At 42.8% G+C, this 12,711-nt stretch carries 12 protein-coding genes; 11 read left to right on the forward strand and 1 reads right to left on the reverse strand.

Annotation, left to right across the window (positions count from 1 at the left end; genetic code table 11):
* Positions 1–75: 75 nt before the first annotated feature.
* A complete protein-coding gene (locus tag FTX54_RS05835) occupies positions 76–1,050 on the reverse strand; it encodes a metal-dependent hydrolase (RefSeq protein ID WP_147804127.1) in 975 nt (324 codons plus the stop codon).
* 76 nt (positions 1,051–1,126) lie between these two features.
* On the opposite strand from FTX54_RS05835, the gene mutY reads away from it, so the two are divergent.
* From mutY to FTX54_RS05890, 11 genes are all read left to right on the forward strand, one after another.
* Positions 1,127–2,185, forward strand: coding sequence for an A/G-specific adenine glycosylase (gene mutY, locus FTX54_RS05840; protein ID WP_147804128.1), 1,059 nt, complete (start codon positions 1,127–1,129; stop codon positions 2,183–2,185).
* Positions 2,185–2,943 carry an SDR family NAD(P)-dependent oxidoreductase gene (locus FTX54_RS05845; RefSeq protein WP_147804129.1) on the forward strand — a complete coding sequence of 253 codons (759 nt, stop codon included), beginning with the start codon at positions 2,185–2,187 and terminating at the stop codon, positions 2,941–2,943. Before mutY ends, FTX54_RS05845 begins: the two co-directional genes overlap by 1 nt.
* An 83-nt stretch (positions 2,944–3,026) precedes the next feature.
* Positions 3,027–4,640, forward strand: coding sequence for a gamma-glutamyltransferase family protein (locus tag FTX54_RS05850; protein WP_147804130.1), 1,614 nt, complete (start codon positions 3,027–3,029; stop codon positions 4,638–4,640).
* A gap of 472 nt (positions 4,641–5,112) precedes the next feature.
* Positions 5,113–5,640, forward strand: a complete 528-nt coding sequence (locus FTX54_RS05855) for a chromate transporter (protein WP_187254586.1) — start codon at positions 5,113–5,115, stop codon at positions 5,638–5,640.
* Complete coding sequence (locus tag FTX54_RS05860) at positions 5,637–6,167, forward strand: chromate transporter (protein ID WP_147804132.1); 531 nt, start codon at positions 5,637–5,639, stop codon at positions 6,165–6,167. Before FTX54_RS05855 ends, FTX54_RS05860 begins: the two co-directional genes overlap by 4 nt.
* A gap of 126 nt (positions 6,168–6,293) precedes the next feature.
* Complete coding sequence (gene fabL, locus FTX54_RS05865) at positions 6,294–7,040, forward strand: enoyl-[acyl-carrier-protein] reductase FabL (RefSeq protein ID WP_147804133.1); 747 nt, start codon at positions 6,294–6,296, stop codon at positions 7,038–7,040.
* A 177-nt stretch (positions 7,041–7,217) separates the two neighbouring features.
* A complete protein-coding gene (locus FTX54_RS05870; RefSeq protein ID WP_147804134.1) occupies positions 7,218–7,682 on the forward strand; it encodes a DUF3939 domain-containing protein in 465 nt (154 codons plus the stop codon).
* Positions 7,683–7,695: 13 nt separating this feature from the next.
* On the forward strand, positions 7,696–8,223 hold the full coding sequence (locus FTX54_RS05875) for a nucleoside tri-diphosphate phosphatase (protein WP_147804135.1): 528 nt from the start codon (positions 7,696–7,698) through the stop codon (positions 8,221–8,223).
* Between the two features lie 66 nt (positions 8,224–8,289).
* Positions 8,290–10,029: an ABC transporter ATP-binding protein gene (locus FTX54_RS05880; protein ID WP_147804136.1), complete on the forward strand. Its 1,740-nt coding sequence runs from the start codon at positions 8,290–8,292 to the stop codon at positions 10,027–10,029.
* A 423-nt stretch (positions 10,030–10,452) separates the two neighbouring features.
* Positions 10,453–11,355: an ABC transporter ATP-binding protein gene (locus FTX54_RS05885; RefSeq protein ID WP_147804137.1), complete on the forward strand. Its 903-nt coding sequence runs from the start codon at positions 10,453–10,455 to the stop codon at positions 11,353–11,355.
* Entirely contained in the window at positions 11,348–12,595 is a 1,248-nt protein-coding gene (locus FTX54_RS05890; protein WP_147804138.1) for an ABC transporter permease, read from the forward strand. The genes FTX54_RS05885 and FTX54_RS05890 overlap by 8 nt, the downstream gene beginning before the upstream one ends.
* Positions 12,596–12,711: the final 116 nt, after the last annotated feature.

Below are 12,711 nucleotides of genomic sequence, written 5' to 3' on the forward strand. Positions count from 1 at the left end.
AAAAGCGTCATGACGATAAATTTCGTCATGACGCTTTTTGGTCGTGAAGGCAAAAAGGGAAACAGGGTAATGGTTTTAAGCGTAAGAAAGTTTTCTTTTAAGAGTAGCGGTGTTGTAGATCCAGCCGGTATAAGAACTCAGCACATTTAAGTTTTCATCCAATCTGACAATCGCTACGAATGGGTAGTATCCTTTACTTCTGTATCTTAAATCAACAAATTTAACGGAATATCCGTGTTCTTCAATAGAAACTGCCCACCTGTAAGCTGGAGAAAAGGAAAGAAATGCTTCCAGATTTCTATCCTTTTGAGCAGCATTGATAACAGGGTCATCGGGGACAGGTTCAAACGGATAAGTTTCAAAATAAGTAAGTTTTCCATTACGATGTTCCGCTACGTACATTTCTTCGGGCGTCCGCACAACAATATGCCAGCGGGACCATCGGAAAGTCGGGGAGGTAAATATGTGAGTAGCATCCGGATGTTTTTCGTGCACATGTTTGTGTACGAGGTTCTGCTCGTAAATGCGCCAGAAGTAATAAATAATAATGATCCCAAACATAATTAAAAACGTCCATCCTGGATCTGCTCCAAATCTCCAGAATAAAATAGCAATTATGTGAGCGATGAAAATAAATGGGTCAAAAATATTTATAACGCCCAGAGCAAGCCACTTGTTATAGACTGGTGCAAAAGCTTTCGTCCCGTAAGCGTTGAAAATATCGATAAACACATGGAGAAAGACAGCAAAGAAAGTCCACATCCATAAATGAAACATATTAACGGGAGGCATGATAAAATACAGCATCAGGGTAATTGCTGTTGGCCAGAGAAACCAAAAAGGCACAGAATGAGTTACTCCCCGATGATTTGCTATATATACGGCATTGTTCTTCAATTTTAATACGGTGTCAAAATCGGGAGCCTGGGAACCGACCACTGCGCCGATCATTACCGCCTGCGTCATAGCAGGATTTTCGGCAACTACAGGATCAAGCGTTGCAAGCCCTCCAAGAGCGACTCCCATAACGACGTGAGTAGCTGTGTCCATAAGTTTCCCTCCATCAATTACTTACTATATCCTATTTTACCCGTTTTACATCAGTTTCAAAAGAGGAGTTTTCAAGTTGAAAATATTAGATAAGCAGCGGTTTCAGAATGATTTACTTAATTGGTATGACCAGGAAAAAAGAGATCTGCCCTGGCGTAAAGAAAGGGACCCCTATAGAATTTGGGTTTCTGAAATTATGCTTCAGCAGACAAAAGTAGATACTGTTATTCCATACTTTTATAATTTTATGGATAAGTTCCCGACTTTGGAAAAACTTGCAGAAGCAGAGGAAGAGGAAGTTCTAAAAGCGTGGGAAGGACTGGGTTATTACTCGAGAGCCCGAAATCTCCACACCGCAGTAAAAGAAGTAAAAGAGTTTTATAACGGACAGGTGCCTGATACGGAGGATGAAATTAAAAAGCTTAGAGGAGTCGGCCCCTATACTGCAGGAGCAATACTTTCCATCGCCTACAATGTTCCTGCTCCTGCGGTGGATGGAAATGTCATGAGAGTACTATCCAGAATATTTACGATTTATGATGACATTTCCAAAGTATCTGTGAGAAAAAAGTTTGAAGAAATTGTCCGTGAAACGATTGCAGCTGACAGGGCTTCAGATTTTAATCAGGCCATGATGGAACTCGGAGCTACCGTTTGTACCCCAAGAAGCCCGGCGTGCCTGCTTTGTCCAGTTCAGCAGCACTGTGAAGCCCGCGAAGAAGGTGTGCAGGAGATCCTTCCCGTAAAAGCGAAGAAAAAAGCTCCCAGGCCGGTGTCTTTAAAAGCGCTTGTCGCACAGGACTATTCCGGCCGCTATCTGGTAGAGAAAAGGCCGGATACGGGGCTGCTGGCCAAATTATGGCAGTTTCCATATATAGAATCATTGACAGAATCGGATGAAGATTTAAAATCTTTTGCAGAGGAATTATCCGTCAATGCGGAGAAGTTTTCTTATCAGCAGCACGTGCGCCACGTCTTTTCCCACCTTGTCTGGGAAATGGATGTTTATCAGGCAAGAGGGAAAATTACAAATCCTGCACCAAACCAGAAGCTGCTTACAAAAGAAGAGTTGAAAGAGCTAACTTTTCCAGTTTCACATCAAAAAATACTTTATAAATTAGAGGAGGAGTTGTAATGGATTTACGACTGCATGGAAAAAAAGTACTTGTTACTGGTGGATCTAAAGGAATCGGCCTGGGGATTGCGCAGGCATTCGCAGCAGAGGGGGCAGACGTAGGTGTCGTTGCCCGGGGAGAAGAAGCTTTGAAAAAGTTGAAGGAAGAATTCCCTGAAATATTAACACTTCAGGCCGATATCTCAGAAAAGGGAGAGCGTCAGCGTGTTTTCCAGGCTTTTATTGATAAATTCGGTACAATAGATGTTCTTATAAATAATGCTGGAGGTTCAAGTGGCGGAAAGACTATGGAAACAGAGATAGGACAGTTTGAAGAAGCGATGCATTTGAATTATTTTTCTGCTGTTCATTTATCACAGCTGGCAGTTCCTTATATGAAAAATCAGGGAAAAGGAGCGATTATAAATATAACTTCTATTTTCGGAAGAGAATCAGGGGGCAAACCAACTTATAACAGTGCAAAATCAGCGATGATAAGTATGACGAAATCTCTCGCCGATGAAGTGATAAAAGACGGTATAAGGGTTAATGGAATAGCACCTGGGTCGATCCTTCACCCTACCGGGAACTGGCAGAAACGTCTAGATGAAAACCCCGAAAAAATCAATCAGTTTGTAGAAGATCAGATTCCTGCAGGACGTTTCGGCACCGTGGAGGAAATCGCAGATGTAGCTCTTTTCTTAGCTTCAGAGAAAGCTTCATGGATCGTCGGCGCCAATCTGAATGTGGATGGGGGCCAGTCAAAATCTAATTTTTAAAAAGATGAATTGTTCAGAAAAAAGTTATTTCGAAAGACGAAATATGATAGGATGAAGAAAACAGCAGAGGATGGTTTTCGGATATGAATCATAAAACAGCACTGACTTACCCCTACAGCTCTAAACGTAATGTTACATATGGAAAAAATGGCATGGTAGCTACTTCCCAGCCTCTTGCAGCACAGGCGGGACTTGATATTCTGAAAAAAGGCGGTAATGCCGTAGACGCTGCGATTGCTGCGGCCGCTGCTCTTACCGTCGTTGAACCTACCTCGAACGGAATCGGCAGTGACGCTTTTGCGCTTGTGTGGATAAAAGACAAGCTTCACGGTTTGAACGCGAGCGGTCAAGCCCCGCAAAAGCTTTCTATCGAAGAGTTAAAATCTCAGGGAGTGGAGGAAATACCGAAATTCGGCTTTACTCCTGTCACAGTTCCTGGAGCTCCTGCAGCGTGGGCTGAGCTTTCAGAAAAGTTCGGTAAGCTGAGTTTAAAGGAAGCACTGGCACCAGCTGTCTGCTATGCAAGAGAAGGTTATCCTCTCAGTCCCACTCTTGCTTCTTTCTGGAATCGTGCAGCGGATGTTTTCAAAGAACAGCTTAACGGGGAAGAGTTTCATGCCTGGTTCGAAACGTTTGTACCTGGCGGGAAAGTGCCGGATGTAGGGGAAATATGGAAATCAGAAGGCCATGCTTTTACGCTGGAAAAAATAGGTGAAACAAATGCAGCGTCTTTTTACAGTGGGGAACTTGCCGATAAAATAGACGCCTGTTCCAAAAAGCATAACGGATTTATTAGAAAAGAAGATCTTGAAGCTTTTTCTCCTGAATGGGTGAATCCTGTCTCTGTTAATTACAAAGGTTACGACGTGTGGGAAATTCCGCCTAACGGACAGGGAATTATTGCTCTTATGGCACTGAATATGCTTAAAAAGGAGACTTTTCAGACACGGGAGTCTGAAAAGACCTACCACAGACAAATTGAAGCGATGAAACTTGCTTTTGCCGATGGTGAAAAATACATTACAGAAGAAAAACATATGTCTCAATCCGTTTCCGATCTCCTGAGTGAGGATTACGCGGAAAAGCGTTCCAGTAAAATAGGCGAAGAAGCGCTTTATCCAGAAGCGGGCGAGCCTTCTTCATCCGGAACGGTTTATCTGGCTGCTGCAGATGGAGAGGGTAACATGGTTTCGTTTATTCAAAGTAATTATATGGGCTTTGGCTCCGGAATTGTCGTTCCCGGCACCGGAATCAGTCTGCAGAACCGGGGTCACAATTTCAGTATGAACCCGGAAGATGATAACGCACTGGAGCCTGGAAAACGAACGTATCATACGATCATTCCCGGATTTTTGACAAAAGATAATCAACCAGTTGGTCCGTTCGGGGTCATGGGCGGATTTATGCAGCCGCAGGGCCATATGCAGGTAGTCATGAATACAATCGATTTTGGATTGAACCCCCAGTCTGCTCTGGATGCTCCGCGCTGGCAGTGGATGGGCAAGAAAAATGTGCTTCTGGAACAGACTGTACCAAATCATATTGCGCATGCTCTTTCGGCCAGAGGGCACGATGTCCAGGTTACACATCAATCCGGGAATTTTGGCCGCGGACAGATAATCTGGAGAGATCCAGTCACTGGAGTTCTCGCTGGAGGCACAGAGTCGAGAACCGATGGAAGCATTGCCGTATATTAAACTTCTATCTGTATACTGTTTCCGCCGGAGGGATTCCACATTCCCGCTAAATAGGAAAACTCCTTGCTTTAATTGAGGTAAGGAGTTTTTCTATTTGGATCCGGAAGTTTCCTTGATTGTGATTAATGAGTTTTTCGCTTCAATTTGACTGTCTTCATTACTGAAGCCAGGCCCCGCGGCAAGCTTCCGCCGGGAAGCGAAGGAGAAAATACAAGGGATAGAATAAATATACTTCTTCCTTTACTTAATCAACACTCTGTCTAGAGAGCTTCCGTCACGAAAAAAAAGAAAGACTGCTCATACAGAAAACCTATTCTGAGAAGAAACATTTGTTAATCCACTCCTTTATCCGGAATAGTGTATCCTGATTACTGATAATCTCCTTTAATAGAGTCTTTATTAATAGTATGATTGGAAACGAGTAAATCAAAAGGAGGGGATTGTAAAGTTGAAAACCCATAAGGAGATTTTTATGGCCTTTTTACGCGTCGGCCTGCTTGGTTACGGTGGAGGACCTGCCGCAATTCCCCTGATTCAAAAAGAAGCGGTGGATACATATAAATGGATGAATGATGAAGAATTTTCAGATATTCTGGCAATCGGGAATACACTTCCGGGACCAATAGCAACGAAAATGGCCGGTTACATCGGTTACCGCGTTTCAGGAGTCGGAGGATTGATCAACGGGGTGCTCGCAACAGTACTTCCTACCGTGATATTAATGATAATTCTCCTGGTATCATTAGCTTCCTTTCGTGATTATGCCTGGGTTCAGGGTATGACAAGGGGCGTACTTCCAATTGTAGCGGTCATGCTCGGAGTGCTGACCTGGAGTTTCGTGAAAAAATCAAAGACGGATCTCGGTTGGATAAAAGTCCTTCTTTTAATTGCACTTTCGATCGTTCTTATTGAATTTGCAGGTCTTCACCCAGCTCTACTGATTGGGTCACTTATCTTATTTGTACTTCTGAAGCCAAAGAAGAAGGAGGATGCAGCATGACCTACTGGGAAATTTTCCTCGCCTTTTTTATTCCCGGCATCGTCGGGTACGGCGGAGGGCCGGCGACTATTCCTTTAATCGAACATGAAGTTGTACATAGGTATGAATGGATGAACGTTGAAGAGTTCGGGGAAGTTCTGGCTCTTGGAAATGCGCTTCCTGGACCAATTGCTACGAAAATGGCAGGCTATATTGGTTTTGTGGAAGGCGGGATTATTGGAGCATTTATCGCTTTATTTGCAACGATTGCACCTTCCCTTATTCTAATGGTTATATTACTTGGAATCTTAATGAAATTTAAAAATTCACCAAAAGTGAAAATGCTTTCAGCAGTGGTTCGTCCAACCATTGCTGTGCTGCTTGGTGTTATGACTATCCGCTTTATTGACACTTCTTATGATGACAACGGCATTCTGCAGACAATAGTACTTCTCGGAGCAGGATATTACCTGCTTGAGGTAAGAAAAATTCACCCCGCATATGTCATCATCGGGGCCCTTTTATATGGCGCATTATTTTTAGCCTGATAAACAGATTTGTCAGCGCCCGCCGTTGTTATTGCCCAAAACTTAGCAGCTGAGTGCAGCTGTAAGGGTCAAGTATCGGTGCGCTGTAGAGGTAAACATAATTTTTATAAACTGGAGGAATGTTTTATGGTACAAAGAAAAGTAGCTTTGATTACCGGAAGCAGTCGTGGTATAGGGAAGGAAATTGCCCTTACGCTTGCTGAAGAAGGATATGATATTGTTGTTAACTATGCAAGAAGTAAAACGAAAGCCCAGGAAACAGTAGATGAAATTAAAAATCTCGGCGTGGATGCCCTCGCAGTAAGAGCGAATATTGCTAAAATAGATAAACTGGAAGCGATGTTTGAAACGATAGATGAACACTTTGGAAGACTGGACGTACTGATTAATAACGCTGCTTCGGGGGTGCTGCGTCCTCTGATGGAGCTGGAAGAAAGCCACTGGGACTGGACGATGGATATTAACAACAAAGCGATGCTATTCTGTTCCCAGCTTGCTGCAGCACGGATGACTTCTGGAGGAGCGATTGTCAGCCTTAGTTCATTAGGCGCCATTCGTTATCTCCCGAATTATACGACAGTAGGAGTATCAAAAGCAGCAGTGGAAGCATTGACGCGTTATATGGCAGTAGAACTTGCTCCATCAGGCATCCGCGTTAATGCTGTTTCCGGAGGTGCCGTGGATACAGATGCGTTAACCCATTTCCCTAACCGTGAGGAACTGCTGGGAGATGCAGCTGAAAGAACTCCAGCTGGAAGAATCACAGAACCGAAAGATCTGGCCCGAACAGTGAAATTCCTCGTGTCTAAAGACGCAGAAATGATTCGCGGACAAACAATTATTGTTGATGGGGGAATTTCTCTGCTCGCCTGAACCAGGCTGCTTCTCTGCATAAGCGGAGGGCAGTTTTTTAATAAGCTTTGTTTGTTTCAGTTCATCAATGCATTGAGTGCAAAAGAATAGTATAATGGTATAGGTAAATGATAAGAAGATAAGTTATTGCTGTCGGCGGAAGTGTTTAATAGTCACTTTATCAGAGGGGGCAACGTCATGTTTAATAGAAAGCGGAAGGAGCGTAAAAAGGAAAATGCTCAAAAGGAACCGGAGATTATTTCATGTTCTCTTGAGGATATGCGTAAAGCCGTAAACCGTTTTGCAGATAATTCTGACCAAAGGTTGTCGCTCCGTTCTATTATTAATCAGGATAATACCATTGATGCTGAATTTTTAGCTCCTTATCTGGGAGGAATACCGGACCGGCCTTTTTATATGTCGAAAGAGACGTATGACATTTTCGAAGAAGAGGGAAAGGCCCATCATATTGACAGAGCACAGATTGCCTGCGATCAGTATTTTTTGGAAACGGGACAGTTTCCTTTTATATCCGGAGATAAAGCTGGTAAAATAAGTTATTTCAAGTTGAAAAATTATCTCATTGAAGAACCCCCTTTTGATTTGTATTTAGATCCTAAAGATCGGATGGTGACACACAGAAAGCCGCCGGAAGAGCAATAGAAAGGAGAAGCACGTGGATTTTCCGACGGTAGGAAGTACAATTGAAGTCCAAAGTTACAAACACAACGGCTCGCTTCACCGCATATGGGAAGAGACCGTCATTTTGAAAGGAACGTCCCACGAAGTAATCGGTGGAAACGACCGCATCCTCGTGCAGGAATCTGATGGGAGGCAATGGCGGACAAGGGAGCCGGCCATCTGTTATTTCACAGCTTACAGCTGGTTTAACGTAATCGGAATGATACGCAATGACGGCATTTATTACTACTGTAATCTTGGGACTCCTTTCACCTATGATTCTGAAGCGCTGAAATATATTGATTACGATCTTGATATAAAAGTCTTTCCTGATATGACATATAAACTCCTGGACGAAGATGAATTTGCTTTACATAAAAAGCAGATGAATTATCCGGATGAAGTGGAAATAATTTTAAGAAAAGCTGTAGACGAACTCGTTTCGTGGATAAGTTCCCAGAAGGGACCGTTTGAGCCGGGCTTTATAGAATACTGGTATGAACGATTTTTACAGCACCGCTAAGAGTTTGAGGAAAGGAGATGTCTTTAAAGGCATCTCTTTTCTTGCGTATAAAAAGGAGGTGGAGTAATGGATAGTATTAAAAGGTACATGCAGTTTGTCATTCCTTACTGGAAGCAGATTATCATCACCGTATTAATTGGAATGATGAAGTTTGGAATTCCGCTGCTTATCCCGCTCATATTAAAGTATGTTATTGATGATATAATCGGCGGCGATGGTCTTTCTACAGCTGAACAGCTGAATATGCTCTACTGGCTTATGGGTGGTACATTCATATTATTTGTTTTTCTTCGTCCGCCGATCGAATATTACCGCCAGTATTTTGCCCAGTGGACAGGAAATAAAATTCTTTACGACATCAGAGATCAGTTGTTTACACATCTGCAAAAACTGAGCCTGAAATTTTATGCCAACAGACAATCCGGTGAAGTTATTTCACGGGTCATAAACGATGTAGAACTTACAAAAAATTTCATCATGACCGGTATGATGAATATATGGATCGATATGTTTACTATAATAGTAGCTATTATTATAATGCTGACACTTGACCCTTGGCTCACTCTTGCTGCAGTGGCGCTGCTGCCGCTTTACGGCCTGTCTATTAAGTTTTTCTATTCAAGACTCCGCGATTTGACGAGGCGACGATCTCAGGCTTTAGCAGATGTACAGGGGCATCTTCATGAAAGACTGCAGGGAATAAGCGTAATTAAAAGCTTTGCCCTGGAAAATCATGAGCAGAAAGAATTCGATAAGCAGAATGAAAATTTTCTCGACAGAGCAGTAGACCATACAAAATGGAATGCCAAAACTTTCGCAGTAGTCAATACCATTACAGATATCGCTCCGCTCGTCGTAATATTTGTGGCAGCTATGATGGTTATTCAAGCTGATTTAACGGTTGGTACGCTTGTGGCATTTGCAACGTATATGGAAAGGCTTTATGCTCCGCTCCGAAGACTGGTAAACTCCTCAACGCAGCTTGTTCAGTCGATTGCCTCAATGGACAGAATGTTCGAATTGATTGACGAGAAGTATGACATTACTGACCGCAAAGATGCAGTCCCTTATAAAAGTTCTGGAGGAGCGGTGGAATTCGACCGCGTTTCTTTCGCTTACGATAACGAAGAAGTTCTTCACAACGTCAGTTTTCGTGCTGACCGCGGAGAAACTGTCGCAGTTGTTGGAATGAGCGGAGGCGGGAAGAGTACGATTATGAGCCTGATTCCCCGTTTTTACGATGTTACTGAAGGTACAATCCGCATTGATGGCAAAGATATCCGTGATTTACAGGTACGCTCCCTCAGAGACCAAATAGGGATGGTTCTTCAGGATAATATAATATTCAGCGATTCCATCATGTTCAACATTCGTATGGGGAATCCGGAAGCAACGAACGAAGAAGTTTATGCAGCTGCCCGTGCGGCAAATGCGGACGGCTTTATATCCGAGCTGCCGGAAGGCTATGATACTAAAATCGGAGAGCGTGGTGTAAAGCTTTCCGGAGGACAGAAGCAGCGTGTGGCAATTGCCAGAGTATTTTTGAAAAACCCTCAAATTCTCATATTTGATGAAGCAACAAGTGCGCTGGATCTGGAAAGTGAAAAATTGATTCAGGATTCTGTGGAACTGCTGGCCCGTGACCGCACCACGTTCGTCGTGGCTCACCGCCTGGCTACAGTAACGCACGCTGATAAAATAATCGTCATGGAAAATGGAGAGATTGCAGAAATAGGCACTCACCAGGAATTAATGGCTGTGGAAGGGAAGTATGCCCAGTTATTTAATATTCAAAAGTTCGGTTAGAAAAATGAGTGTTTAAAAGGCTTTTTCCACATTTGTAGTTCTTCCATCAAGCCTGTCTCGAAAATAAAACATCTAGTTGAAGCGAAGTTTCCTATATAATCAAAATCAAAAAGCACTTATGTTAAAAAGGGAAGCTATTAGAGGTTACCTGCGAAGGAAAAAGACCAATGCCTGCAATATTCAAGGCATGCGTTCAGCTGCCAGCAGAAAGAGGATGCAGTTCCTGAAGCGTTCCTTTTCATTTTTAAATGAAGACAATTAAATAAGACAAATGAAAACACGGGGCGAAAAAGATTTCAGCAGGTAATCAAAGACCAAAAGCTGTATTTACCGCCCCGTGTTTTTATTTTAGTTCGGTATTGTGAAACGAACAGCCGGTGCAGCCGTATAAAAGAAGCAAGTGGAAAGGAAAGGAGATAAGTAATGACGCTGGAATTGACGAATTTAACAAAAACTTTTGATGAAACGAAAGCTGTCAGCGGAATTGATTTAAAAATTGACAGGGGGCAGATGTTTGGAATGCTCGGAGCCAACGGAGCTGGAAAAACGACGACCTTCAGAATGATTATTGGACTGCTCGATCCTACTTCCGGAACAGCGGAATGGAGTGGTTCCCGAATTGACTACAGCCGTACACACTTAATAGGTTATCTGCCGGAGGAAAGAGGTTTGTTCCCTAAACTTACGGTTAAAGAGCAGCTCATTTATTTAATGAGATTAAATCGAATGAAAAAGCAGGATATTATTACGGAGATGAGAAAGTGGCTGGAAAGATTTCAAGTGGAAAACTACGAAAATAAAAAAGTAGAAGAACTGTCGAAGGGCAACCAGCAGAAAATTCAATTTATGGCTGCAGTTTTACATAAACCTGAGCTGCTTATTCTTGATGAGCCATTCAGCGGCCTTGATCCTGTGAATTCAGATATGCTTAAAGAAGCAGTACTCGACCTTCAGAATGAAGGCACGACTATCGTGTTTTCAAGCCATCAGATGCGCAACGTCGAGGAGCTCTGTGATGAATTAATTATATTGAAAAACGGATCTGCGGTCCTTCAGGGTAATCTGAGTGAAATCAAAAAGTCCTATAATATGAAATCAATAAAGATTAAAGCGGATTTCGATGTGGATTTTTTGAGAGACCTGCCTGGTGTTACCGACATAGCGATAACGAAAGTGGAAACGGAACTAAAAGTGGATAATGAAAAAACCGCTGAATCCGTTTTTCGTTCTCTTGCGGCAAGAGGATTTGTCAGGAAATTTGAAGTAGCTGAGCCTTCCCTGCACGACATTTTTATCGATCAGGCAGGAGGTGGAGAACATGAATAATTTCTGGACAACTTTTTCTCACACTGCTCTAAGACGAATAAAATCGAAAGCTTTTGCTATTTCAACATTGATTATGGCCCTGCTGATTATTGGTTTTTTTGCTGTACAGCCATTAATGAACATTTTTGGTGTTCCTGAAGGGCAGGAAGAACAAGTCGAAATGACTGTTGCGGATCAAAGTGAGTTTGAGGGAGAACTTGGCACCGCACTTGAAAACGGGAATTTCCCCGGAATAACCTTTATAGACGAAACAGGCAGGGATATAGAAGGACTGACGTTGGAAGCGGAAGAATCTGATTCTTATTTGATCGTACTTCAGGGGGAGAGGGCAAACTTAGAAGCAGAGTTTTATGGGGAAGCGTCAGGATTTGAAGTTATAAATAATGCTCAGCAGTATATCGAGCAGACAAAGCAGAATACAGCAGCTTCTGAAACGAACCTTTCCGAAGAAGAGAAAGAAGCGATCTTATCGCCGGTTGTAATCTCGGAGCAGACTTTTGCAGACGGAGAGGAGCCAGAAGAAGTTTTTTCCGATTCCTACTGGATGGTTTACGGTCTGGTTTTTGTTATTTACTTAATCATCATTACTTTTGGGTCTATGATTGCTACTGAAGTAGCTACGGAGAAATCATCCAGAGTGATGGAACTGATAGTTTCGAGTATCAGCCCGGTTACGCAGATGTTCGGTAAACTTGCGGGTATCGGAGCTGCCGGGGCAGTGAATATAGCTGTATTAGCTGGTGCTGTTGCGATAGGGTCTTTATTAAATGGGCAGGAAGTATTTCAGTTTATTTTCGTTGAGGTGATTGAAGTATCTTTAATCGCTTATGCGCTTTTATTTATTGTTTTAGGGTATTTTGTTTATGGCGGTATAGCTGCCATGCTTGGGGCGCTTGTGAGTCGTGCTGAAGAAGTGAATCAGGCTATTCAGCCGCTGATTTTTTTAGCTATGATAGCCTTTTTCTTATCCATTGTAGCTCTTAATGCTCCGGACCTTACTATTTTCAGGGTACTTTCCTATATACCTTTCTTCACACCGCAGCTTTTATTCCTGAGTATTGGGATGGGAACAGTACCGGCATGGGAAATCGTACTGATTCTCAGCATATTAATAGTATGTGCAGTTGGCATCAATCTGCTGGCAGCACGTATTTATAAAGGCGGAGTGCTGATGTACGGGAAGTTTTCATTTAAAAACGGGATTAAGCAGGCTATGCGTCTTTCCAAAAAAGAAGAATAAATACTGGAGCCTATGCCCGGAGTGGAAATCCAGGTTTCCATCGAGAGCAGAAGCTGACGACCTGTCAGGGTTCAGACTAAAAAAAGTCCTTATGACAAGCAATGTCATAAGGACTT

Source organism: Alkalicoccus halolimnae (genome assembly GCF_008014775.2).
Lineage (GTDB): Bacteria > Bacillota > Bacilli > Bacillales > Salisediminibacteriaceae > Alkalicoccus > Alkalicoccus halolimnae.